Raw genomic sequence first — 24,291 nt, 5'->3', positions numbered from 1 at the left:
CCATGAATAACGAAAATGTTCGGTTTCTCAAACCTCTGTTAAGAGGGCTGCCCATAGTAGTTCTTGCAATGATATTTTCTGTTTTGGCCGTAAAAAAATATCTGAATTACGTTACACCCATGTTTGAAAGCACGGCAAAACTAAAACTTGCCGATACCCAGGAAGGTGTACCCAGTGCAAATCTTTTTAAAGATTTTGATGTATTCGCATCTTCCAACAAAATCAGTACAGAAATTGAAGTTCTCAAGTCTTCTTCACTCATTGAAAAAACTTTAAAAAAATTATCCTTTTCCACAGAAATATACCGTAAAGGAAAAATGCACTCTGTAGAGCTGTTTACCGACTCTCCAATAAAAATAGAAGCTACATTAAGTGATAAAAAAAACTATGATAAGACATTTTCTTTACATATCATATCATCAAAGAACTATCTGCTGTTTACTTCAGATTCCAAAAAGGAGTTAAAAGGTACTTTCGGAATTCCCGTCAGCATTCCAGGAGGAAGGATACTGATCACAAAAAATGATGATTATCTTCTGTCCAAACCTAATGCACAAATTATTGATTTTTACAATTTTGTATTTTTAAGCAGAGAGAAACTTTTAGAAAAGATTAATAAAAGTCTCGACATTGTTGCCGTTGACAAAGATGTTCCCGTTATCAGAATCAACTTTAAAAGTAATGTCCCAGCCAAAGCAAGTCTTTTTGTAAATACACTGGCTGAAACATATATTGAAGATTATATTGAAAATAAATACCGGGCAGCCAATACTACTGTTGATTTTCTAAAAGGAGAAATCGGACAGGCTAACAATAAATTATCTGAAACAGAAAACCGTATTGAAAATTATAGAAACAAAGAAAATATTATCAATATCCCACAGGAGACTGAAACGGATTTGAGAAAAATAGCCCAGCTAAAAATTCAACAGAGTAATCTCAAAATGAATCTTGACGCCATCAAAAGTCTTAACAGCTATATTACGGAAGGAAAAGATAACTACCTTGATCTGGCCACAAACTTTGAGGCATTCAATGATCTTCTTTCTACCGAAATGGTAAAAAACATGAAACAGCTACAGGCTGAAAAAAAGGAATTATTACTTACCTACACTCCTGAACATGAAAAAGTAAAGATCATTGACACAAAAATTAAAGACCTCACTGATTATCAAACTGAAAGCATACAAAATACCCAGAAAAATTTACAGATAAAATACAATGATATAGAACATGATATTCAGACTGCAGAAAGAGCTTTCATAGGTCTTCCTGAAAAGGAAAAACTATTGAATATCATGAATAGAGAATTTAATCTCTATGAAAAAAACTATAATTTTCTCAATGAAAAAAGAATAGATGCCGAGATCGCAAAAGCTGCAAAGATCTCATTTCATAAAATTATTTCCCGGGGAGAACTGCCACAGGAGCCTGTTTCACCTATGCGTTCTATCATTATTATCGTTGCTGCTATTATGAGTATGGTTGCTTCTATTTTCCTGATTTATGCAGTACATTTTGCCAAAGCCAAGGTGAATGATATTTTCACTATTGAAAAAAACAGTTCCATACCCATAGCATTCACTACTCCATTTATCAAAAAGAAAGAAAAAATAATGCATCATTTTCTGGAAAATGTTTTGGAAATGGAGCTTAAAGAAATAATAAAAGATAAAAGTCAGATTTGTATTACTTCATATGATAAAGCACAGCAGCATACATTTCATGCAAAAAATATCATCAAAGCATTACAACTGCAATCCAGAATAGTTCTGTTAGTAGATGCAGCCGGAACCTTAAGCAATTCAGAAGCAGATCATTATATCAATTTATCAGCCGAGGAAAACCTTAAGCTTACAGCTCAGGATATCAGGAATCTTATTCGTGAAAAAATGAAGGAAAGCAATATCTGCATTATCAATAATCAGTCTATAAAACAAGGCAAGCTACCTTTACTTTTTATGAATATTGCAGATCAGAACCTGTTCATACTTGACAGCAGAAAAACTGCAGCCAAAAACATAACAAACATTGAACTTTTAAAAGACGAATACAAACTTTCCAATCTTTGGTTCGTTTTGAATAAAGAAGGATACAACCCTAGTCTGATAACGACTTTTAAACGTATTATAAACAAATATAAATCGTGAAAAGAATCCATGAAATATTTAAAAGCGCCTCTGTGTTGGTTTTTACAGATCAGCTCATATTCAGCGGGAGCAATTTTCTTCTGACCTTTTTACTGGTGAGAAAACTAAGTATTTCTGAATTTGGAATATTTTCATCCATCCTTTTAATAACCTATTTTCTGGTAGGCATTTCTAATGCCTTTATTGTTCAGCCTTTTCAGATTTTATCAGCAAAGAATTTCAGTAAAAAATCACTGGGCTTTGCATTTATGGCTTCATTGGTTTTGATTTCCATGTTCAGCCTGCTTGTTTTTTTTATTACTCTTCTTCCTGTTCCGGCAATAGCATTTGTGAAAAACAATCTTTCTGCCTTAATAGTTTTTGTTTCAGCCTATATTTTACAGGACTTTCTCAGAAAAATATTACTGACCATAGATCATATTAAAATTGTCCTTTTTATCGATACTATCTTTATTATTATTTTCCCTCTACTTGGATTTGAGACGTCCCTTACTTTATGGAAAAGCTTATATATTATCGGTATTGTAAACATTGCAGCATCTGTTCCCGGCATAGGATACCTTATAAAAAATGCAGATTTCAATCTGAAAAACACCTCACTTTTGCGCTATTACTTTACAGAGGGTAAGTGGCTTTTAAGCGCTTCTGTTCTTCAATGGCTTTCAGGTAATTTCTTCACCCTTGCGGCAGGTGTATACCTAGGAATCAATGCTTTGGGAGCATTAAGGCTTGTTCAATCCTTCTTCGGAATTATCAATATTATCTTACAAACCATTGAAAATTATTACCTTCCTAAAACAGCTCAGCTTTATTATCAAAATAAAAACCAGGAAAAAAAAGAGCTTCTTCTCAAGATAAGGAAGGCTATAGCCCTGTTAGCTATTATAATCGTTTGCTTTTTCACCTTTTCAGATTCGTTGATTATTATTCTCGGAGGTGAAAAATACCATCAATATGGATTTGTCATTAAGCTGATCTCAGCTTTATATATTGTAATCCTGTACAGTTATCCAACCCGGATTTCTATCAGAATTTTAGAGCAAAATAAGGCGTTCTTTATCGGATATTGTATATCCTTTGTTTTTTCGGTTCTGAGTTTCCATTTTTTATTAAAATACGGGCAGCTCTATGGCGCTGTAGCCGGATTAGCAGTTAATCAGATTGTAATGATTGTTTACTGGAAAATAATTCTAAACAAAAAACAAATTTCGGTATGGGCATAGTACATTTAATATTAGGAAAAGCGAACCCCGAAAAAATGAACGGCGTTAATAAAGTGGTATATAATATCGCTACAAAACAGGCCGAAAACAAAGGGAATGTAGAAGTATGGGGTGTTTCTGAAAACACAGAAATCAACTATCCAGAAAGGACATTCATAACAAAGATTTTTAAGAAAAAAAGAAATCCTTTTTCTATTCCCGAAGATCTTAAAAAAGAAATTCTGGCCGCTGATCAGGCAACAGTTTTTCATTTTCATGGAGGATGGATTCCCATATTTGCTTCTTTAAGTAAATTTTTAAAGAAAAATAACTACCGATATGTAATAACTCCTCATGGTGCATATAATAGTATTGCCATGAAGAAAAGCAAATATGTAAAAAAAATTTACTTTAAAATATTTGAAAAAAAAGTCATTGAAAACGCTTCTAAAATCCATTGTATAGGAGAAAGTGAAATAGAAGGTCTCAATTCTGTTTTTCCAACCTCAAAAGGTGTTCTGATCACCTATGGCTATGATAGAATAAATACCAGCAATTATTGCAGTAATCTCAAAGAACCTATTATTTTCGGGTTTGTTGGCAGACTGGATATTCATACAAAAGGTCTGGACATTCTCATTGAAAGTTTCGCTGCTTTTTCCAGAAAAAAGCCTAATTCCAAACTTTGGATTGTAGGAGACGGGGCTGAAAAAAATGATCTTATCCATACCATAAAATCATATAATATAAGTGACAAAGTAGAATTGCTGGGAAGCAAGTTCGGAGAAGAAAAAAATAATCTAATCAAAAGAATGCATATTTTCGTGCATCCTTCCAGAAATGAAGGCCTGCCTGTCTCAGTTATTGAAGCCGCCGACTTTGGAAAGCCCTGTATTGTCACCAGAAATACGAACATCGGCCACCTTGTAGAAAAATATGACGCCGGCATTTGTATTCCAACCCCTGATCCTACTCTACTTACGCACTCTTTTATAACAATTTCTGAAGTATGGGAACATCAGAAAAAGTATATCGCCATGTCAGAAAATGCTATACAAATGGTGGAAGAAGCTTTTGACTGGAAAAAAATTCTTGACGATATGAATACTCAACTCTACAATATCTGATATGGAAACCTTATCCCCTAAACATCAGCTCTTTCTAAAAAAAACAAATAATCAATTGTTTATTATTCTGCTGCTAATGGTAGCCTGCTTTTTTACGTGGAGTGAAAATGTTGCTATCACAAGGGGAATAAAGATAGTAGGTAGAATGGGGGTTATGATTTCTTCTATTCTTGTTTATCAAAAAATCATCAATTATGGCGGAGTAAATTCATTGTCCTATAAAAATATTTTCTCCCCTATCCTGTACATGGGCTATCTTACTTTAGGATTTATATCATTCTCCTGGAGTACCAATCCGGGATTCAGTGCACTGCAATGGTTTATGACTTTTCAGAGTTTTGTCTTTGCTTATTTCTTTGTAAAAAGTTTAAAAATACTGGATATTTATTTTGAAGGCCATAGCATCCGCCTTTATCATCTTTTAGGAAACACTGTATTTGTATTGCAACTTGTCTTTGTTATCGGGCTATGGATTGCTCCTGATATCTTTTTCCGTCTTACTGACGGAGGTGAAGAGGCAAGACTTGGTGGTACATTAATGAATCCCAATGAGCTTGGAATGCTTGCCGGTGTGGGTTGTGCCTGTCTTATTTTTGACCTTTACCGTTTTAAAAATAAAATTTGGACTATTATAAAGATCATCATCATTATGTATGCACTTTATATGACGGGATCAAGATCTTCACTTATCGGAATTTTACTCATTATATTTTTCCACGTTAATCAGACCAAGAAAAAAACTTTAAAATTTGCCATTATCGGAGTGGTGGCGATAATAGCTCCCTTTGCGGTTTACAGTATCATTTTAAAGGGTGGCGATCAGTCTCGTCTGGAAGAAGTAATGAGCCTTACAGGGCGACTTCCTTTCTGGAAAGCTTTAATTAATGAAGGATTACCAAGGGAACCACTTTTTGGCTTTGGATTTATGAGAATAGACTATAAAGAGTTTTTTCAGAGCGCCCACACCTATCCGGGAAAAATGACTCATAATACATTCATGCAGGTTCTTATGAATCTTGGTTTTATTGGGCTCACCATTGTTTTTTTTCAGGTCTTTTTTACTCTAAAATCAATAATGTCCCAACCCAAAGAAACAAAACTTATGCTCATTGGAATCCTTATTCCTATTATCATCAATTCTTTTACTGAGTTTGGAATATTTGGAGAAAGCAATTACGGAATTTTATTTTACCAAATTATAATCTTTTCCGTGGCTATTAAAAACAGCAACCATCTTACCAGGCTGCAAAAAATTGTTCTTAAAAGAAAAAGACCTGATCTTATAGAAAAAAATTCCATTCTATAGTTTTTTTTCCATTTTTTGGAAAACACATCTCACTAAAAAACAACACAAACAACACAAATTCAACAACTTAAATAATTGGCAAGATGTTTATATCCTATGTTAATATAAAATAGAACATCATGAGAAACTTATTTAAAAACATAGGATATAAACTGTATCTGAAACAGCAGACAGGAAGTAAAAGAATCTCATTTTCTTATATTCCCAACCAGGATGGAAGTGTACGATGGTTTTGGAATTCGCGATCAAAAAAGCCTTTATTCCTGAAGTTCTATAATATAACAACGATTAAGGGAAAATTATTTGCCTTCGTTGTGCATGTCATATTCTTTCTGAATCTGCAGAAAGTAGTATTCAAAAAAGAGACTTTATATTATACCTCAGAAGAAAACCCTTTATTTGACATCATGAATGATTGGGCCATATTTACCGGAACTCCAGGCCCTAATAACAAAGCCGTTTTATTTGCAGACAAATGCTTCTTCAAAATTGCTGCGACAAAAAATGCAAAAAATCTTATCAATAAAGAATATAAAATCATCACCTACTCCGGAACCAACAGATTGTATTCAACACCTTCTGCATCTTTAATTAATGATTGTGTATTAAGGCTTTCTGATATTTCAAATAACGGAAAGAGACAAAAGAAATTCAGTGGAATTCATGCTAAAGCTCTTCAGGGAATCAAAGAAAAATATCAGACTGCCATTAAAATATCCAATTGGAAACATTTCGGCACATTGATAGAAAACTTCACCACAATTGATGATAAACGGATCCCTCCAAATCTGATGCGAAAACTTAAAATGATTCTGGAAAATATTGATAAAGATGAAATGATACACTTATCCTTTTCTCATGGGGATTTTACTCCCTGGAACTGCTGTGTAAAAGATGATATCCTTGGAATATACGATTGGGAACTGGCTTCATTTGAAAAACCTAAAGGATTTGATTTCTTTCACTTTATCATACAGAACAGTATCCTTGTACAGCATCTGCCATGGAAAGAAACCTGGACACAAATCAGAAAGCACAATAAAACTGCATTTAATTTTAATGATAATGAACTTAAAAAATATCTGAAATTCTATCTGCTGACCAATGTGCTTTATTACCTGAAATTGTATTCTGAACAAGAACAATGGCATCTTCAGATTCATTGGCTTTTAAAAGTATGGTCGGAGGCCTTGAATATGTATCTTACTGAAATCAAAACCGAACGAGAGCTTCTTATCATGGATATTTTTGATTACTTATATCCTCAGAAATATGCTGCACTGAAATTCCATGATAAAGAACCGGAAAACCTCCCTCTCAACTCTGATATTGATCTTGTTATCTCCTTCCAGGATACTTCAAAAATGGCTGTATTTCTAAAACAGAACAGTCTGGTCAACAGAATAAAAATTGTCAAAAAATCATTCATGTACAACATAAGGCTTATTACTCATGATCTTAAGATTCTTAATCTGGATCTTATTTATCAGCTGAAGTGGAAACATCTTGAATTTATGGAAACACACAGAATGATAGATCATGCGGAGCAGAACAGATATGGAATTAAAATATCATCTCCACAAGATACGGCAAAATACCTGTATTATTTTTATACCCTAAATAATAGTAAAATTCCGGATTCATATAAAAGTTTTGTATATGAGAATGCCTCAGAAACAATAATGAAAAGTAAAACAGAATGTATTACAATGCTAAAAAACAAAGAATGCAACAGAGGATTTTTATTCCTTAAGAATCTCGGCGGCTATTTAAAAGATATTTTTTCAGAAAGAGGATTCATTATTACTTTCAGTGGTGTAGATGGTGTTGGAAAATCAACGGTTATTTCTGAAGTTTCGGAGCTCATTGAAAAACGCTACCGAAGACCTGTAAAAGTTCTCAGACACAGACCTTCTCTCCTTCCGATATTGAGTGTATTTACAAAGGGAAAAGAAAAAGCGCATCAGGATATTGTAAATTCTCTGCCAAGACAAGGTAAGAATGATCATTTTTTCTCCTCATTGTTAAGATTTACATATTACTATGCAGATTATATTATTGGACAATTTATTATTTATCTGAAATATGTGTTAAGAGGAAAAATTGTATTGTATGACAGATATTATTTTGATTTTATTGCAGATAGTAAAAGAAGCAATATCAAACTTCCGGAAGGCATCACAGAAAACGGATATCATCTGCTATTAAAACCCAAATTTAATTTTTTTCTGTATGCTGCTCCCGAAAAAATTCTGGGCAGAAAAAAAGAACTTTCCTATCATTCAATATGTGATTTGACAGCATCATACGGCAGATTATTCTCAAAACTGGAAAAAAAAGATCCGAAGATCAAATATCTTTCCATCGAAAATAATGATTTGGACACCACTTTAGGTACTATAATGAAAACTATAATTGCTGCAAAATGAAAACAATTGTTGAAAAAATCATAAAGCTCAGAAATCCGGACTTTACTTTAGATAAGGCATTAAACTCCGGAGCCGTATTCCTGCTGATTTGGGTTCAGTTCTGGAGTCTCATCAGAGGACTGAAGACGATATTCTTTTTAAGAAATCCAAAAGGAATGCTTTTGGGAAAACGTGTAGGATTCTTCAATGTTTCAAAAATACAATGGGGAAAATTTCTGAGATTAGGGAATGACGTTTATATTTCTGCACTGGCTAAACAGGGGATAGAATTTGGAAATAATGTTTCTATAGGAGCTTTCAGCAGAATTATAGTTTCTACTTCATTAAATAATATTGGAGAAAAAATAAAAATTGGAAATAATGTAGGGATTGGAGAATTTGCTTATCTCGGAGGTTCCGGAGGTCTTGAAATTGGTGACGACTGTATTGTAGGACAATACCTTAGCTGCCATCCGGAAAATCACAATTATGAAGATCCTGATATTTCCATAAGACATCAGGGCGTGAATCGAAAAGGAATTAAAATAGGCAAAAACTGTTGGATTGGCAGTAAAGTTACAATTTTGGACAGCGTAGAAATTGGCTCCGGCTGTATTTTAGCAGCAGGAAGTGTTATTACAAAATCATTTCCAGACAACAGTATTATAGGAGGTGTACCTGCAAAACTAATAAAAATGAGAACTTATGATGACTACCAATCAGATTATACTGGCGACTTGCTATGCCGTAAATCCCTATAAAGGTTCGGAAGATGCCATGGGCTGGAATTTTGTATATCAGATTGCCCGGTTCCGAAAAGTGATTGCCATTACAAGAGAAAATAATAAAATCCATATTGAAAAATATATGGCAGAAAATCCTGATCCTGTATATATGAATATCCAATTCCTTTATTTTGATCTTCCTTACTGGATGCGCTTCTGGAAAAAAGGAAATCTCGGTGCCATGCTTTATTACTATCTGTGGCAAAAGAAAGTTGTCTCTTTTATCAAAAAACAAAAACTGGATTTTGATATTGTTCATAATGTCAACTTTCATAATGATTGGACGCCAAGCTTTTTATGGAAACTTAATAAGCCTATGGTTTGGGGACCGGTAGGACATCATCCTCTGATTCCAAAACAATATCTGAAAGATTATTCAATACAATATTTAATTAAAGACCGCCTTATCTGGCTGATCAAAAATTGCTTTTGGAAATTTTCCGTATCACTAAGAAATACAATTGAGCATTCAGATCATATTTGGTGTATGAATAGCAGTGTTCCGGAAAAACTGAAGCCGGGTAAAGGCCAATACTCACTTTATCCTTCAGTAGCATCAGAAGACTTTTTCCAGAAAAAAGAACTACTTCCAAAATCAGACTTTAAGATAATCAGCGTAGGAAGGTTCGTTCCCTTAAAAGGGTTTGATTTAACAATAAAATCTTTTGCCCAATTCATTAATCAAATTTCAGAAAAAGATAAAGCATTATGCAAACTTACTCTTATTGGAACGGGGGAACAGAAAAAATCTTATCAGTCCCTTATCAGCAGTCTTGAAATGAATAATTTCATTGAAATAATAGAATGGATTGACCGGAAAGAACTCATGAAAATCTATGAACAATCATCAGTATTTTTATTTCCGTCACATGAAGGGGCAGGAATGGTAGTTCCGGAAGCACTCTCATTTGGATTACCGGTGGTATGTCTTGAAAATGAAGGCCCTGGAGAGTTCATCAATCGTACCTGTGGCTTTGCAATTCCACAGCAGGAATACAATGAAACCATTGAGAAGCTCAGCTATGCATTACTAAGGCTTTTTCTGGAAAAAAATCTAAGGAAAGAAATGAGTACCGGGGCAAGAAAACATTATCTGGAAAGATTTTCCTGGGAAAAAAGAGGTGAATATCTGAATACAATTTATAATCAAATCTGAAATGAAAAGAATTGTTGCCATCCATTTATTAAATGATTATAGCGGAAGTCCAAAGGTACTGATGCAGTTATTAAAAGCCTGGACAAAAAATAGTATGGAAACCCATCTTTTTACTTCAGGTGGAAGAAAAGGTTTTCTTTCTGATATTTCTAAAGTGAGAAATCATTATTTCTGGTATCGCTTTTCACCCAATCCTGTCACAAGAATATGTAATTTTTTTCTCTGTCAGTTTCTATTAATGATAAAGCTTTTGTTTTTCCTGAAAAGAAAAGATATTCTCTATATCAATACTGTGCTTCCTTTTGGAGCGGCTATTGCCGGAAAAATAAAAGGCTGCAAAGTAATCTATCATATCCACGAAACTTCAATCAAGCCTGCTATTTTTAAGAATTTGCTTTTTGGAATAGCAAAATTTACAGCCCATAAGATTGTTTTTGTTTCAGAATTTCTTTTGAGGCAGGAATCTCTTATCAACAACCAGGTTCTTCTTTACAATGTATTGGAACAGGATTTTGTTGAAAAAGCAGACCAATTTCAAAATCATCAAAATACAGTTCCGGTGGTTTTAATGATCTGCTCTTTAAAAATATACAAAGGGGTAAACGAGTTTTTGCAGCTGGCACAACAAAATTCACAATATATTTTCAAACTGGTAGTCAATGCTTCAGAGCAGGAAATTTTAGATTATTTCAGGATGAAAGAAATTCCAAAAAATCTGAAAATCTATCCTACTCAGGTTGACACTCATATTTTTTACCGTGAGGCTGATTTAGTGGTCAATCTATCTCATCCCGATCTTTGGGTTGAAACATTTGGATTAACTATTCTGGAAGGAATGCGATATCGTCTTCCTGCTATTGTTCCGCCAATTGGCGGCGTTACGGAGCTTGTGAAAAATGGTGAAAATGGTTTTTGGGTTAATTCTAAAAATATAAATGAGCTATCTGAAAAAATAAACTATATATTAAAAGATAGAATTATTTATCAATCTTTCAGTGATGCAGCTTATGCTAAAAGTCTGATGTTCTCGGAGGAGTATTTTGAGAAAGAATCAATCCATATTATTTCCAGTTTATAACAGATTTTCCATTTTTTGGAATTATGCGCAAGTATTTATAAAAGTAAAATACTGATTATCAATAAATTACAACCCGGTTTACTTTTGGAACATGAATAGTTATACTCTTTTTAAATATAACTAATTATGAAAACAAAAGTAGCAATTATCGGAACCGTTGGCTTACCTGCCAATTATGGAGGATTTGAAACTTTAGCTGCTCATCTTGTAGAAGAGCTCTCAGATACCTATGATTTTACAGTATACTGTTCCTCAAAAAAATACCCAGAAAAAGAAAGGAGCGAAAGCTGGAAAGGAGCCAGACTAAAATATATTCCTCTAGACGCCAATGGAGTTCAGAGTATTGCATATGATACATGGTCTATTATTCATTCATTATTTTACTGTGATGTTTTACTGATTTTAGGGGTAGCCGGAGCCTGGCTTCTTCCATTTGTAAAAATGTTTACCAGTAAAAAAATCATTATTTCCATAGATGGTATCGAATGGAAGAGAGATAAATGGTCATTAGCAGCCAAATTATATTTATGGTGGGCAGAAAAACTGGCAGTACAGTTTTCTGATATTGATATTTCTGATAATGAATCTATTCAGGATTATACTTCTTTAAGATATAAAACAATCAGCAGGGTAATAGAATATGGGGCAGACCACACAAAAGTAAATTTGGTTCCCACATCAAAAAATATTGAAGAATATCCTTTTTTACTGGGTGAGTACGCCGTAAAAGTGTGCAGAATAGAACCAGAGAATCACGTTCACACTATTTTAAAAGTATTCAGCGAATTTCCTGGCCGCAAGCTCGTAATGGTTGGTAACTGGAAGAATAGTCAATATGGTGTGGAATTGAAACAGCAATATTCAGATTTCGAAAATATTCATCTTTTAGATCCAATTTATGAGCAAGAGACAATAGATCTTATTCGCGGAAATGCTTCGCTTTATATTCACGGTCATTCTGCAGGAGGCACCAATCCTTCTTTAGTGGAAGCCATGTTTTTAGGACTACCGGTTATCAGCAATGGTGTTTCTTACAACAGAACAACTACAGAAAATCAGGCATTCTATTTTTCAAATGCAGAAGAATTGAAAAATATTTTGGCTCAACTGAAAAATGAAGATCTTCAAAATTGTGCAACCAGGATGAAGCAGATAGCGGAAAGAAGATATATCTGGAAAAAAATCGCAAAAAAATACCATAATCTTATTGAAGAAACATTTACTGCAAAAAACAAAGCAAAAGTATATCCTGTAATTTGTAACCTGGAGAAAAAAATCCTTGAAAAGTACAACTTAGAACATCTGAAAAACATACAGTTATTCAATAATCCCAGTGAACCCATTTAAAACAAAGTACCATGAAAAATTTTATAGAACTATTAATATCGGGAACCCTTGCCTTCATTTTATCAATCTGTATAATCCCCGTAATGAGAATCATTGCCAAAAAAATTAGATTGGTAGATGTTCCCAATACAAGAAAAATACATTACACTCCTACTCCATTAATTGGAGGTCTGGCTATTGGAATGATTATTTTACTATTAATTGAAATTTCCGCAGATAAAGGCTGGAGAATAATACTTCCAATTATTGTAACCTCTTATATTTTACTTCTGGTGGGAACTCTAGATGATAAAACTGATATTAAAGCCATTTATAAACTAATCATTCAAGTTTGTGTAAGTATCATTATAGCGACTTCCGGAATAAGAATTTCATCTTTATACGGATTGTTCGGAATCTATGAAATTAATACATACTTCCAGTATCTGCTCACTGTTTTGGTTATCGTAACAGCAGTTAATGCTTTTAATCTTATAGATGGAGTGGATGGGCTTGCAGGTAGTGTAGCAGGAATAGGATTTGTTTTATTTTTTATTATCATGTTAATAGAAGGCAACTTAGGGCTGGCAAGAGTAGCTATACTTTTTGTTGGAAGTATTATAGCTTTTCTAAAATATAATCTTTCTCAGAAAAATAAAATTTTCTTAGGAAATTCAGGCTCGCTATTTTTAGGATATTTATTGATATGTCTGGGAATTTTCATCACAAAGTTTGATAACAATACAACAACTTTTCCTTATGGAGTATTTTTTATACTTTTTGTATTTACTATTCCCGTAATTGATTCTATACGAGTGTATACTGATAGAATATTAAGAGGAAAATCACCTTTCAAAGCAGATAAAACCCATATCCATCATCTTCTTCTTTTATTAGGTTTTTCTCATAAAAAAATAAGTATTACTTTTATTTTGATTAATGTTCTTACATTTCTCGTTCAGTATGTTTTTTTTAAAAGCTACTCTATTTATTCTTCATTAATCTCCTTTTTTATATTTATAGCTGTTTTCAAAATCATTAAAAGTATTAATCATTTCCTGAGCTGGAAAAAAAGGATAAAAGAATTAGAGTACAACTAAGATTGTTTCATTTATTCACTGTCATTTTTTGGAATCTCTTGTATAAACTCCTCTATCACTAATTATAAAACAAGATGCTGCGAGCACTTTAGTAGAAAACCTTCCTGAGAATAACTAAGGGCAAGTAATAAACAAAGAAAGCAAGGATGCTCTGTTTCTCCGGATGAGCAAAAAGTAATTGGCTTCATCATGATTTATAAAACTTCTAACATCTTTTAAAAGCAGTAAAAGCTAAAAAGTCAATTGAAAACTAACTGTTGTTATACATATTTAAAATCTTACAATAAAATTGCGCAAAATTTTATTGTAGAGAATTACTTATAAAAATGAGCTTTTTAGAGCCCAATCATCAATAAAGTGATTGGATATTATGTAGTTCTACATTGCTTTTGTCTTATAATAAGAGTAGAATACTTTTAAAGACCTTATAAATTTAGAATAAAAAACAATACAAATCCCATCAAATCACTATTTTTTCCTTTGTAGGGAAAAAGTAGTGATTTTAATCCATAAAAAAACTACAAAGAAATAATCCTTGTAGTTTTTTCTGTGTTTTTAGAATCGCTGAACCTTAGCATAAAAGCCGCTATTTAATTTTGGAATTTTACAAAATCCAGATAAAAAGAAGGGTTTCCAGCATTGAATGAGGCCGGAACTACTCCATTTGTTTTACCAGCTAACACAGTGTAGGTTCCTGGTGTAGCAAAATATAATACACGGTTCTGATCTCTTGGAAACATGAATGCAGCAGTGTTTGAGCCACAGTAGCTTCTCCAGACATCTCCAATACCGTTAATATAAAAAAAGTAATCATTACAATCAGAATTGATCGCAACTCCACATCGGAAAAAATACCATCCTTTTGCAGGGATAGTTACCTGAACTCCCGTATTTAATCCTGCAGCTCCAGTTCCGCCTGTATAAGGATTTATTAATGTCCCGGTATATGGTGTCCAATTATTGGCGAACGCTGTAGTAACAGTGGATGACCATGTTGCCAAACCATTGGCATCACTTGTGAGGACATACCCCAACTGCTGAGTACCATCTTTAATTTGAAGAGCACCGTTGGTAGTCCCATTATCAATAATAACTTTTGCATTTGATGCACCCGCGGGCACTGTATTGGTCCCCATTAGGACTTTTCCTGTACCATTAATACTTAAATTGTTTCCCGCCATTGCTATATCTGTAGCTTGTGAGAGGGTTCCTCCCAGTTTTACATCTGTACCTGATAATGTAAGACCATTGCTTGCGGTAATATTGTTATTAATAATCGTTGTTCCTCCGTTTCCATTCCCTCCAGCAAGCTCTGTAACAGTCATAAATCCTATCTGAGGATTCAACTGAGCAGTTCCTGCTCCTCCTAATCGTACTTTTACAGAGGTATCCACTGTAGGTCTGTAAATAGCATAGGCTTCTGGCTGGCCTCCTATTGAAGTGGCAGGATAATTATTTATTGCATCAACAACACCGGTGGTACTGGAGGGAAGAACAGAATTATTTGAAGCATCAACCCATTCATAGACAAAGAAACCTCCAGCTAGTGAGAACTCTGTAGCATGCAGTTGGCAACGGAGAACATAGGTTTTCCCGGCTTTCAAATTAAAAACACCGGCATTATAAGTAATATTATTGGCTGCAATTACAGACCCAAATGTAACGTCCGACCCTGTAGATACTGTTTGAATAGCGTTTGGTTTTACAATAATATAATCTCCTGTAGAAGAACTTCCTTTTGAAAGGATTTCCCATGTAGAAGAAGCTCCTGTAAGCCCGGTATTGATTAATTCTACACTTTGATTTGCTGGTACAAGAACATTGGGATTTCCATTAATAGTCTCTGGAGATGCAGAATTTACTGTAATACTAAAGTTTGTATTATTTTTAATCCTATAAATACGCCCTTTATAATTCCCAGCCCCACTGACTGCGGAAGGGAGATTAAAAACAGCATTGGAAACACCATTATAAGCAACATGGAAATCTGATGAGTTCAAATTATAAGAATTTGTAATAACAGCATTATAATTTGCTGCTAATGATCCATTAATATCCATAGTGGAACCTGGATTTGCAGTATTAATACCAACATTTCCTGCCTGGGCAAAAGCAAAAGTAGAGCTTAAAGCTAATACTGCTATAAATAATTTTGTATAAATTTTAACCATTCATTATTGTTTTACATATCATAATTGATATTATTACGGGGTAAAGGTATGTTAATAGAGATGTAAAAATTCTTCGAATGCCGTGGAAATACATGTACAGGCTTGTGGAAAAATATCCACAAATATTAATATCAAAGAATAGGCTGTATCATATAACAAATCAGACAACCTTAAAAACTAAAGTCCGTTATTCTGGACTTGTAACTGGTATTCTTTTATGACTGGCGTCATAAAGTAATTTTTTATTATTTCACTATATTTGGAATAATAAAACTAACCCCATGAAATAAGCCAACATAAAGACTTGTTAAACTAAAAATGATTAAAGATTACCAAAGATTATGAAAGACTTATTTTCATTAAACGGAAAGAAAAAGGATCATGTGATTACGCACTTAAAAAAAGAGATGTATTCATTGATCGAAAATGATAACTGGATTACAGTTACGGTTAAAAAGTGGTTTCATACAATGATCGTATCCTATTTGATTTGCAATGGTTTAGTTACTTTAACGATTGTAAGAACAAAATTCACTCCATTTTACGAAAAATATACCGTTTTGTAATTATTTCTTTTTGAGAATAGAGTTATAAGATCTTAAATTCTTTATTATTTAAAACAACACTGAAATGAAATTAAAAATATTATCCATCGTTTGGGGCGTTGCGGATTTGAACAGAGCAATTGCATTTTGGTGTGAAGCTTTGCACTACAAAATAAAGAATGAGCCTGATGTTGACTTTGCCATTCTGATACCAAAGGAAGGAGATGGAATGCAGTTATCATTAAAATTAACCAGTTCGGAACAGCCAAAGAGACATCATATGGACCTGATATCTGATAATCAGCGGCAGGAAGTAGAGCGGCTTCTTAGTATTGGGGCTGAAAAGATGCCAGGCTGGAATTACGAAGATGATGCTGACTATGTAGTTCTTCTTGATCCCGAAGGAAATTCATTTTGCGTAGTACAGCAAAACAATGATATCTGAAAGGCATCTATTCTGTAACCCATTCTTCACGAAGAACTGCATAAATAATATCATCAACCCATTTATTTTTCCAGAACAGACTTTTCACAAAATGCCCTTCTTTTCTTAAACCAATTCGTTGCATCAGTTGAAGAGAAGCAGTGTTGTCAGGATCTACGGAAGCTGTAATTCTGTGTTTTTGTAAATCATTAAAAAGAAAATCAATGGTACCTTTTAAAGCCTCAGAAGCATACCCTTTACCCTGAAATGAGGTGTTTAAGGTAATTCCAAGTTCTACCTGTACATTTTCATCTCCAATAAAATGAATTCCGATATCTCCAATGACTGCTTTTGTTTCTTGATCAGTAATCAACAGCTGATACCAGCTTTCAGGTTGGTTGAATTCAGTTGTGTTTCTTTGGATAAAACTTTCCACTTCTTCCAGGGTTTCAGGAATCTAGCCTTGAAATTTATTGGCTTCGGCATCTGAGCGGTAATCGAAAATATCCTGTTTGTCATCAATCGTAATATCCCGAAGAACTAATCTTTTTGTATAGAGTTGCATGATTGTATTATAATTTCAGACAAAAATAGGTTAATTAGGAATTTATTCTAGGGATAATGATGGATTTTTATGGTCATTGAGCCTATTTCCATTAATTTTAATTCAATAAAAATTATAAAATAGTTGCAAATATCATTTAAATACTTACTTTTGTATCGCCTTACAAAAAAACGGGGGATTGGCGCAGTTGGCTAGCGCGTTTGACTGGCAGTCAAAAGGTCACGGGTTCGAATCCCGTATTCTCCACTTAGTGCAATTATAAAATGTATATAATGCACGAAAATATGATAAACCCTACAAAAATTGATTTTTGTAGGTTTTTTTTGTAAAAAGGGATGGTATAGTTTTCAAGATTTTTAGTTCCACTTTTAATAACCTTTAAATGTTGCATTGTGTTAGAGCAAAGTTATGGACTCTTTTTCTATAGAGATGCTTATCAATTAAAGTGGAAAGATATAAAGGAAGGTCATGATGGAGGTCTATGGATTATGAACAGTAGACATAAATCTAATTCACAAATGAATATTTCTCTATTACCGAAGGTTATTGAATTTTTTTTAATTAAAAGAAATCGCAGATATATACGAAATACCAAATAATCTCAATACCCATAAATTTTTATTCTTTTTCTCCAAAATTGTATTTAAAATATTTTGATCTGAAATAGATCAGCATTAGATAAAAAGTTTATTAACAAAGAATTTTCTACTCAAAAAGAAAAGTCCAAATCATCAGCAGAAGGTCTGACATTAGAATGCATCGCAGCTGTAAAATAATCACAGAACACCTGATACACTTCAGAATTAATATCCGTAGCCCGGATTCCCAACTGTGTATAAATAGTAAGGATCTGATGGGATAATCTTTGAACCAGCTCTACTCCATATTGGTGGATTTCGTTTTGATATCCTTCAGAAATATCTTTGTGATCACCGAGTATATTTTCTACTTCTCCGGCAATTTGCAATACTTTTTCCAAATGCTTTTCAACAGACTCTGCGAAACTTTTGAAATGGATCTCAGGACGAATATATTCTGCTTCTTCAATAAAATGAGAAGCCATTCCCAAATAGTTGACCAACAGTGTCAAGTCTGCAAAAATCCGAAAAGGAATAGTGTCCAGAATATCATTGGTGAAAAAAGTATCGTAAACAAAACTATAGTCTTCATTAACGAGCACATTTTCAACAGTGAATGAATAGGTGCCACTGGCCTTCATTCCCACAGATTTCCAGTTGGGAATAACCTCAGCTTGTTCTTTCGAAATAATAAATGATCGAATTATTCCATTGCCATGACCATCCATTAAAGGTTTTCCGTTTTCTGTAATTTTGGCATTCAATGTAAAATGGGTAAGATGAGGTGCACCTGTTGCAAAATTCCATGAACCGTTGATCAGATAGTGGCTGTTGTCTATTTTTTCTGCAGTTCCTCCCACCATTCCGCTGCCACCAAAGCAGGTTTCAGAATGGATAAACAGTAATTGAGCAATTTCAGGCTTGATATTTCTGGAAAAATAATTGGCTCCGGCACAAAGTGTCAGCATCCAGCCAAAGCTTCCATCGGTTTCTGCACAGCCAAATAAGGTGTTAAGTCCTTCTTCAAAACGATAGCCGAGTCCTCCATATTTTTTGGGAACCCATATTTTAAGCAGTTTTTCTTCATGAATATGCTGCATTACTTTATCAGAAATTACAGGGGCTCCATGAAGTTCCCGTCTGATCTCTTTAGTACTCAGCATTAGCTTTCGATTTAATAATTTTTTGCCACTCTATATATCCGGAAATGGCTACTAAAAATAAGAATGACGTCAAAACAGCATAGAGATACAATTCTTTATGAATCATTAAAGGAATAGAAATGATATTACTGACATTGAGTATCACCCAGTTTTCAATTTTCCGTCTCGCCATCAGCCACATTCCCGCCCAGGCAAAAGCACTCACCAGAGAATCCCAGATCGGAACATCCGAGTCTGTAAAATGGGTCAGAAAAGACCAGAATAAGATAAAAGTTCCCAGAACAATTCCTCCCGTAATCCATTTTTCTGTGGTGGTGGTAACAGAGATTTCCATTTCTGATTTCTGCTTTCCGAATTTCCAATATAACCATCCATAGATGCTCATGATCAGATAATAAAGATTTAAGGTAAATTCAGCGTACAGCTTGGAAGTAAGCATCACATACAGCGTAAGCAGAATCCCCGCAATTCCGAAAAGATAGTTGTTGACATTGTTTTTACAGGCCAGTAAAACCTGAATGACTGAAAATAAGACTCCGAACCATTCCGGTAAGGTAATTTGTTTTAAAATGTCCTGCATCATATTAATTATTAGAAATCAAATGATGAGATGATCAGTAAGCAATCCCTACACCGGCATTATCCGGATCAGGTGTGGAAATACATTCCTGGGTATCATCTCAGCCACTGTTTTGTAGCACCCCATTGTTCGGCAAAGGTGCAGCTTTTTGTTGAAAAAAGAAAGGACTTTGGTTTTTTATTTACAGGATATGATCACGATTATAAGGAGTCGATGAGGGAAATTATAATTTTATGGATAACTAAAAATTTATATTATGGACAATCAAGAAATATCAGTACTTAATGACTTACTTCACATTACCAACGACAGAAAGGAAGGCTTTGAAAAAGTTGAGGGAAAAGTATGGGAAATGTATCCGGATGTAAAAGATGAGTACGAACATATGATTTCGCAGTCGAAAATCATGAAAAATGAACTGATCAACCTCATCACAGAAAAGCAAGGCACTCCGGAGGACTCAACGTCCATGGCAGGAGCTGTTCACAGAACTTGGATTGACATTAAAAATTCTTTTACCATGGGAAATCTCATAGAATCTACATTAGAAAATGTGGTATTTGGCGAAAAAGCAGCTATTGAAGCTTATCAAAATGCCCTGGACACAGGTGAGCTCAGCCCAAAAAGTACTGAGATTGTGTCTGAACAGCTTCGTATCCTTAAAGATTCTTACAGACAATTCAAGAAAATTGAAGAATATAAAAAGAAAGAATAATCAAAAAACTCCTCTTAAAAAGAGGAGCTTACTATAATCAAGAACAAAATAATATTTAATCAATTCAAAATTATTAAATATTGTATGCTCATACTTATGATGCAGGTCATAAAAACTCAATATTATTTGACCGCATTTTTAGCTTTTTCCGATTCCTGCAAATGATGTTCAAGTGTCGGAAGGGTTTTCGCTGCGAAAGATTTTAATGAGGCTTCTGTTCCTTCTGACACCTCTTTTTTGAATGCTTCTACATCTTCCTTGTGGTCACTGACCATTAAATCTGTATATTTTTTGTCAAAGTCTTTACCTTTCTTAGCTTTCAGGTCATCATACATCTTCTGCTTTTCGGCATCCAGACTTGTGGGTAAGGTATACCCAATTCCTGATGCCCAATTCTTAAGCTCGTCGTTCGCTTTGGAATGATCGGTTACCATCATTGCTCCCAAAGATTTTACCACTGAGTTTTCAGCGTTTGTTGCGGCCAGTTTTCCCATCATTACCTCCATCAGTCCTCCTATGGCTGCAGCATCTGCAAACTTTTTGTCCTGATCACTGAGAGTACTTTTCTGATCTTTGGTGTCTGACATTTTGGTGGAGTCGCTTACCGTCATCCCGGATTCTGCAGGGGCAGACATTGTGGTACTTTCCTCAGATTGACTCGTGGTTGTCGGTTCGTTTTTTTTGCAGGCCGTTAAAGCAGCTAATGCAAAAATTGTTACTACAAGATTTTTCATAATAATAAATTTTAAGTGGTGATATTAATGAAGTCAAACAATGACTTTGTTTATAAATGCAACAATTTATCTGCCAAAAACCGATTACAACACTTCTAACCTAATCATAAAACATTATGAATAAATACCTTACAACTTATTAACCAACCGGAATGTAAGATTAATACGCTCCTTCATAGCGGTTAGAGACTTGGCAATACGATGTTCCCAGTTTTCCTGAAGGTCTCCTTTCATAATCAATAATGATCCGTGAGGAAGAGGCAGGCTGTATTTACTCTGATGATGGTCTTTTTTCCTGAAATCAAAATTTCTGGTTTGCCCCAGACTTACTGACGCAATCACCGGACGTTTCCCATATCTGCTTTCCTTATCCCGATGCCAGGCAACAGAATCGTTATGATCTCTGTAAAGGTTCAACAATACGGAATTGAATTGATAGCCAAATGTTTCTTCTATTCTTTGTTTTAAAGAAAACAGTTCCGGTGTCCAATGATGGGCATCCAGTTCATTGTCTGAAGGATAGGCATTTTTCTCATCTCCATACCAGGCGGTTAAGCGAGGTGTGAGAACCATCTTATCATACATTTTCTGGGTACGTTGTTTCCAGGGAGCTGTTTCAAGCAGATGAATTTTAAGGCGGTCAGCTTCTTCCTGATTCAGGAAATGTTCTCTGTATTCCAGAAGGTCTTTTGGAAATTCGTACAGATCTGCTGAGTCGAACAGGCTAAGTTGGGTCATTTTTAAACTTTATAAATGGTAGAATACAGTTTTCTTTTACAGTATAAGAGTTTTGTTATTCAATTACAGTTCATTTTAAAAAACTAAATTGATACAAATTATATCCACAAATATACTACAACTGATACAAAATCAACCAAGATAAAAATGTTGCATTTTAAACCTTTCCGGATTTCAATAAAAAGGAGACCTGATTTTTTCAGGTCTCCTTTTTAAAGATTGTATTTACATGGCTTTACTGTTAAGATTGGTATCAGCAACTTTTGTAAGCAGTTCATCACATTTTTTTTCTTCTTCCAATGTGCTTAAAAAGTTTTTAAGACACTCTTCTTCCTTCAATACTTTTGCGAATGCTGCCAGTGTTCCATAAGTAGCAATTTCATAATGTTCAACTTTTTGCGCTGCTGCAATAATGCCCGCATCTCTTACTGCTCCCGGTTCTGTCTCTTCCATAATGCTCTTTCCTTCATCCAGCAATCCCTGCATAGCATCACATTTTTTTGCCTGGGCTTTTTTTCCTAATGCTTTGAAACATTCTTCCAATCTTTCCACATGGCCTTCTGTTTCCGTGATGTGCTTATCAATGCCTTGTTTAAGCTTTTCACTGGTTGCATTTTTCATCATTGCCGGCAGCGCTTTCAGCAGTGCTTTTTCAGCCCAGTAAATATCTTTCAGCGCATCTTCAAAAAGATCTTCCAAACTTTTGGCTGCATTTTTTTTAGCCGGAGTTTTTGCTTTTGCTGTTGTTGCTTTTTTGGCTGGTGTTTTTTTGGTTGCCGTTTTAGTTTCCATATTATAATAATTTAGTGATTGATTGGTGGTAAATCTGCAACTATAAGACCATTTTTGTCCAAAATACTGAGATGTGGTATCTAAAATTACAGGAGCTTATATGGTAAGTTAAAATTAGAATAGCTGTTCGCAGAGAATAAAAGGCCTGAAAATTTGCCAATCATTACGGTGTTTGTTTTTTTACCCATATACTTACCGAACCCGAATTTACGGTAAACACCGCTTTCCCGTCTTTATCCGTATAAATTTCTTCATGACGGTTCTTTAAAAAATCGGTATAAACCGAATCCGCATGTTCTTTTCCCAATTCTATTTCTTTATAACCTTCTTCGCTATTAGACATGATTACAATGCAGTCCGCATGCTTTTCATCTCCTTTCCGTACAAAAGCCACGCAGTTGGGATGATCAAAATAATCGATCTGCTCACCATATGCAAAAAGCTTTCTCGCTTCAAGCAGACCAGGAAGTTCTTCAACCTTCGGCATGATGATATGCACTTCCTGCTCATCCTTTATATCGATATAATCTGCACCAAAAAGATCGGGATAAAATATGCAGGGATAAGCTTCATCGGTAAGAAGAATAATAGCATAAGCCAAGGGTTTGAACCAGTCTTTCACCGCAGATTCAAGAGCCTGAAGCTGCTGTGTATCGTGGTTTTCAACAAAAGAAACTGAGAATACCGGTTTCTTCTCCAGGAAGCTTCCTTTTAAAATCCGGCTCATATCATAATCTTTACCATCCTGTGATGCTTTAAAGAAATTATAATGCAGCGGAGTATCAAAACAAGAGATAAGATCAGACATTTTATCGGAAAAATACTCAATTTTTTCTGCCTCGTCTTTCCAGAATTCGCCCAAAACAAAACATTCAGGATTCACTTCTGTTTTAATATAGGAGATCCAGTCTTTCAAAAAGTCGGAGGAGATATGTTTTAAGGCATCCAATCTGATTCCGTCTACTTTCGTTGTTTCCATATACCATCTGATCCATTTTTTCATTTCCTCCACAACATAAGGATTACGGTACTCTATGTCAGCTCCCATCAGATAATCATAATTACCGAACTGATGACTTACGGCATCTGTCCACTCCTCACCATATTCATTATGGATTTTAAAAACACCATTCATCTCCTCTCCTTCTCTGATCACATAATCAATACCGCTGAAACAGTGATGATCCCATATAAAGTTCGAATACACTCCTTTTCTTCCCGGAAAAGTAAATTTCGTATAGGCTGAAACCTCCATATTTTCAGAGATTCTTTCATTACGGTTTTCTTCACTCAGCTGATGTACCATAATCTTTTCTTCTTCATCTCCACCCATCCTGTGGTTTAAAACAATATCCGCATACACAGACATTCCCGCTTCATGCGCTTTCTCTATTGCCATTAAATATTCGGCTTTTGTCCCGTACCGGGTTGGTATACTGCCTTTCTGATCAAATTCTCCCAAATCATAAAGATCATATACATCATAGCCACGCCCTTCCATATTGAGACTGCATTTATTGGCAGGAGGAAACCAGACGGCAGTAAACCCCAAATCTTTTAAATATTCTGCTTTTTCAGCAAACTCATTCCATAGGTTTCCGGGATGATACCAATGGAAAAACTGAATAATAACTCCATTCATATCCGT

22 protein-coding genes, 1 tRNA gene and 1 riboswitch are annotated in these 24,291 nt (G+C 34.5%); of the genes, 14 read left to right on the top strand and 9 right to left on the bottom strand.

Features of this window, described 5'->3' with window-relative positions:
* Positions 1–2 precede the first annotated feature (2 nt).
* The 10 genes from DEU39_RS03670 to DEU39_RS03625 all read left to right on the top strand — a co-directional run bounded on the left by DEU39_RS03670 (position 3) and on the right by DEU39_RS03625 (position 13,638).
* A complete protein-coding gene (locus DEU39_RS03670; RefSeq protein WP_120230973.1) occupies positions 3–2,150 on the top strand; it encodes a GumC family protein in 2,148 nt (715 codons plus the stop codon).
* Entirely contained in the window at positions 2,147–3,373 is a 1,227-nt protein-coding gene (locus DEU39_RS03665; RefSeq protein ID WP_120230972.1) for a lipopolysaccharide biosynthesis protein, read from the top strand. Before DEU39_RS03670 ends, DEU39_RS03665 begins: the two co-directional genes overlap by 4 nt.
* On the top strand, positions 3,364–4,479 hold the full coding sequence (locus DEU39_RS03660; RefSeq protein ID WP_120230971.1) for a glycosyltransferase family 4 protein: 1,116 nt from the start codon (positions 3,364–3,366) through the stop codon (positions 4,477–4,479). Before DEU39_RS03665 ends, DEU39_RS03660 begins: the two co-directional genes overlap by 10 nt.
* A 1-nt stretch (position 4,480) precedes the next feature.
* Complete coding sequence (locus tag DEU39_RS03655) at positions 4,481–5,785, top strand: O-antigen ligase family protein (RefSeq protein ID WP_062669979.1); 1,305 nt, start codon at positions 4,481–4,483, stop codon at positions 5,783–5,785.
* Positions 5,786–5,904: 119 nt separating this feature from the next.
* Complete coding sequence (locus DEU39_RS03650) at positions 5,905–8,214, top strand: hypothetical protein (RefSeq protein WP_120230970.1); 2,310 nt, start codon at positions 5,905–5,907, stop codon at positions 8,212–8,214.
* Positions 8,211–8,954 (top strand): acyltransferase, encoded by a 744-nt coding sequence (locus tag DEU39_RS03645; protein WP_062669982.1) that lies wholly within the window; start codon positions 8,211–8,213, stop codon positions 8,952–8,954. Before DEU39_RS03650 ends, DEU39_RS03645 begins: the two co-directional genes overlap by 4 nt.
* Positions 8,899–10,134 (top strand): glycosyltransferase family 4 protein, encoded by a 1,236-nt coding sequence (locus DEU39_RS03640; RefSeq protein ID WP_120230969.1) that lies wholly within the window; start codon positions 8,899–8,901, stop codon positions 10,132–10,134. Before DEU39_RS03645 ends, DEU39_RS03640 begins: the two co-directional genes overlap by 56 nt.
* Position 10,135: 1 nt before the next feature.
* Positions 10,136–11,212: a glycosyltransferase family 4 protein gene (locus tag DEU39_RS03635; RefSeq protein ID WP_120230968.1), complete on the top strand. Its 1,077-nt coding sequence runs from the start codon at positions 10,136–10,138 to the stop codon at positions 11,210–11,212.
* 126 nt (positions 11,213–11,338) lie between these two features.
* On the top strand, positions 11,339–12,559 hold the full coding sequence (locus DEU39_RS03630) for a DUF1972 domain-containing protein (RefSeq protein ID WP_228436618.1): 1,221 nt from the start codon (positions 11,339–11,341) through the stop codon (positions 12,557–12,559).
* An 11-nt stretch (positions 12,560–12,570) separates the two neighbouring features.
* Complete coding sequence (locus DEU39_RS03625) at positions 12,571–13,638, top strand: glycosyltransferase family 4 protein (protein ID WP_120230966.1); 1,068 nt, start codon at positions 12,571–12,573, stop codon at positions 13,636–13,638.
* Positions 13,639–14,228: 590 nt separating this feature from the next.
* On the opposite strand, the gene DEU39_RS03620 is transcribed toward DEU39_RS03625, so the two are convergent.
* Positions 14,229–15,809 (bottom strand): hypothetical protein, encoded by a 1,581-nt coding sequence (locus DEU39_RS03620; RefSeq protein WP_120230965.1) that lies wholly within the window; start codon positions 15,807–15,809, stop codon positions 14,229–14,231.
* A 341-nt stretch (positions 15,810–16,150) separates the two neighbouring features.
* Here DEU39_RS03620 and DEU39_RS03615 point away from each other — a divergent pair, with 341 nt between their 5' ends.
* Together DEU39_RS03615 and DEU39_RS03610 are read left to right on the top strand one after the other, a co-directional pair.
* The gene (locus DEU39_RS03615; protein ID WP_062669994.1) at positions 16,151–16,375 is read left to right on the top strand and encodes a hypothetical protein; all 225 of its coding nucleotides are present in this window, start codon (positions 16,151–16,153) and stop codon (positions 16,373–16,375) included.
* 64 nt (positions 16,376–16,439) lie between these two features.
* Entirely contained in the window at positions 16,440–16,799 is a 360-nt protein-coding gene (locus DEU39_RS03610; protein WP_120230964.1) for a VOC family protein, read from the top strand.
* A 7-nt stretch (positions 16,800–16,806) separates the two neighbouring features.
* Here the strand turns inward: DEU39_RS03610 and DEU39_RS03605 are convergent, their stop codons facing one another.
* Positions 16,807–17,223, bottom strand: a complete 417-nt coding sequence (locus DEU39_RS03605; RefSeq protein ID WP_228436762.1) for a GNAT family N-acetyltransferase — start codon at positions 17,221–17,223, stop codon at positions 16,807–16,809.
* Between the two features lie 12 nt (positions 17,224–17,235).
* A complete protein-coding gene (locus tag DEU39_RS24640; protein ID WP_228436616.1) occupies positions 17,236–17,343 on the bottom strand; it encodes a GNAT family N-acetyltransferase in 108 nt (35 codons plus the stop codon).
* A gap of 172 nt (positions 17,344–17,515) precedes the next feature.
* Here DEU39_RS24640 and DEU39_RS03600 point away from each other — a divergent pair.
* Positions 17,516–17,589: transfer RNA gene (locus DEU39_RS03600), tRNA-Ala, on the top strand.
* A gap of 463 nt (positions 17,590–18,052) precedes the next feature.
* On the opposite strand, the gene DEU39_RS03590 is transcribed toward DEU39_RS03600, so the two are convergent.
* Together DEU39_RS03590 and pnuC are read right to left on the bottom strand one after the other, a co-directional pair.
* Positions 18,053–19,084, bottom strand: a complete 1,032-nt coding sequence (locus DEU39_RS03590) for a hypothetical protein (RefSeq protein WP_120230962.1) — start codon at positions 19,082–19,084, stop codon at positions 18,053–18,055.
* Positions 19,071–19,667 carry a nicotinamide riboside transporter PnuC gene (gene pnuC / locus DEU39_RS03585; protein ID WP_120230961.1) on the bottom strand — a complete coding sequence of 199 codons (597 nt, stop codon included), beginning with the start codon at positions 19,665–19,667 and terminating at the stop codon, positions 19,071–19,073. Before pnuC ends, DEU39_RS03590 begins: the two co-directional genes overlap by 14 nt.
* A 25-nt stretch (positions 19,668–19,692) precedes the next feature.
* A riboswitch (TPP riboswitch) is annotated at positions 19,693–19,799 on the bottom strand.
* Between the two features lie 121 nt (positions 19,800–19,920).
* Here pnuC and DEU39_RS03580 point away from each other — a divergent pair.
* Entirely contained in the window at positions 19,921–20,379 is a 459-nt protein-coding gene (locus DEU39_RS03580) for a PA2169 family four-helix-bundle protein (RefSeq protein WP_062670008.1), read from the top strand.
* Between the two features lie 122 nt (positions 20,380–20,501).
* On the opposite strand, the gene DEU39_RS03575 is transcribed toward DEU39_RS03580, so the two are convergent.
* The 4 genes from DEU39_RS03575 to DEU39_RS03560 form a co-directional block, all read right to left on the bottom strand.
* Entirely contained in the window at positions 20,502–21,113 is a 612-nt protein-coding gene (locus DEU39_RS03575) for a DUF4142 domain-containing protein (RefSeq protein ID WP_120230960.1), read from the bottom strand.
* 129 nt (positions 21,114–21,242) lie between these two features.
* On the bottom strand, positions 21,243–21,851 hold the full coding sequence (locus tag DEU39_RS03570) for an alpha-ketoglutarate-dependent dioxygenase AlkB family protein (protein WP_062670013.1): 609 nt from the start codon (positions 21,849–21,851) through the stop codon (positions 21,243–21,245).
* A 225-nt stretch (positions 21,852–22,076) separates the two neighbouring features.
* The gene (locus tag DEU39_RS03565; RefSeq protein ID WP_062670015.1) at positions 22,077–22,643 is read right to left on the bottom strand and encodes a ferritin-like domain-containing protein; all 567 of its coding nucleotides are present in this window, start codon (positions 22,641–22,643) and stop codon (positions 22,077–22,079) included.
* Positions 22,644–22,806: 163 nt separating this feature from the next.
* Entirely contained in the window at positions 22,807–24,285 is a 1,479-nt protein-coding gene (locus DEU39_RS03560; protein WP_120230959.1) for an alpha-amylase, read from the bottom strand.
* Between the last annotated feature and the right edge of the window lie 6 nt (positions 24,286–24,291).

This window comes from Chryseobacterium sp. AG363 (assembly GCF_003610675.1).
Classification (GTDB): domain Bacteria; phylum Bacteroidota; class Bacteroidia; order Flavobacteriales; family Weeksellaceae; genus Chryseobacterium; species Chryseobacterium cucumeris.
This window is presented reverse-complemented; position numbering and strand designations above follow the sequence as displayed.

What these genes read in the sequence shown, in the direction of transcription:
- DEU39_RS03670 (WP_120230973.1), top strand. Translation starts at nt 3, where the DNA reads ATGAATAACGAAAATGTTCGGTTTCTCAAACCTCTGTTAAGAGGGCTG.
- DEU39_RS03660 (WP_120230971.1), top strand. Translation starts at nt 3,364, where the DNA reads ATGGGCATAGTACATTTAATATTAGGAAAAGCGAACCCCGAAAAAATG.
- DEU39_RS03655 (WP_062669979.1), top strand. Translation starts at nt 4,481, where the DNA reads ATGGAAACCTTATCCCCTAAACATCAGCTCTTTCTAAAAAAAACAAAT.
- DEU39_RS03650 (WP_120230970.1), top strand. Translation starts at nt 5,905, where the DNA reads ATGAGAAACTTATTTAAAAACATAGGATATAAACTGTATCTGAAACAG.
- DEU39_RS03645 (WP_062669982.1), top strand. Translation starts at nt 8,211, where the DNA reads ATGAAAACAATTGTTGAAAAAATCATAAAGCTCAGAAATCCGGACTTT.
- DEU39_RS03640 (WP_120230969.1), top strand. Translation starts at nt 8,899, where the DNA reads ATGATGACTACCAATCAGATTATACTGGCGACTTGCTATGCCGTAAAT.
- DEU39_RS03635 (WP_120230968.1), top strand. Translation starts at nt 10,136, where the DNA reads ATGAAAAGAATTGTTGCCATCCATTTATTAAATGATTATAGCGGAAGT.
- DEU39_RS03630 (WP_228436618.1), top strand. Translation starts at nt 11,339, where the DNA reads ATGAAAACAAAAGTAGCAATTATCGGAACCGTTGGCTTACCTGCCAAT.
- DEU39_RS03625 (WP_120230966.1), top strand. Translation starts at nt 12,571, where the DNA reads ATGAAAAATTTTATAGAACTATTAATATCGGGAACCCTTGCCTTCATT.
- DEU39_RS03620 (WP_120230965.1), bottom strand. Translation starts at nt 15,809, where the DNA reads ATGGTTAAAATTTATACAAAATTATTTATAGCAGTATTAGCTTTAAGC.
- DEU39_RS03615 (WP_062669994.1), top strand. Translation starts at nt 16,151, where the DNA reads ATGAAAGACTTATTTTCATTAAACGGAAAGAAAAAGGATCATGTGATT.
- DEU39_RS03610 (WP_120230964.1), top strand. Translation starts at nt 16,440, where the DNA reads ATGAAATTAAAAATATTATCCATCGTTTGGGGCGTTGCGGATTTGAAC.
- DEU39_RS24640 (WP_228436616.1), bottom strand. Translation starts at nt 17,343, where the DNA reads ATGCAACTCTATACAAAAAGATTAGTTCTTCGGGATATTACGATTGAT.
- DEU39_RS03590 (WP_120230962.1), bottom strand. Translation starts at nt 19,084, where the DNA reads ATGCTGAGTACTAAAGAGATCAGACGGGAACTTCATGGAGCCCCTGTA.
- pnuC (WP_120230961.1), bottom strand. Translation starts at nt 19,667, where the DNA reads ATGATGCAGGACATTTTAAAACAAATTACCTTACCGGAATGGTTCGGA.
- DEU39_RS03580 (WP_062670008.1), top strand. Translation starts at nt 19,921, where the DNA reads ATGGACAATCAAGAAATATCAGTACTTAATGACTTACTTCACATTACC.
- DEU39_RS03575 (WP_120230960.1), bottom strand. Translation starts at nt 21,113, where the DNA reads ATGAAAAATCTTGTAGTAACAATTTTTGCATTAGCTGCTTTAACGGCC.
- DEU39_RS03570 (WP_062670013.1), bottom strand. Translation starts at nt 21,851, where the DNA reads ATGACCCAACTTAGCCTGTTCGACTCAGCAGATCTGTACGAATTTCCA.
- DEU39_RS03565 (WP_062670015.1), bottom strand. Translation starts at nt 22,643, where the DNA reads ATGGAAACTAAAACGGCAACCAAAAAAACACCAGCCAAAAAAGCAACA.
- DEU39_RS03560 (WP_120230959.1), bottom strand. Translation starts at nt 24,285, where the DNA reads ATGAATGGAGTTATTATTCAGTTTTTCCATTGGTATCATCCCGGAAAC.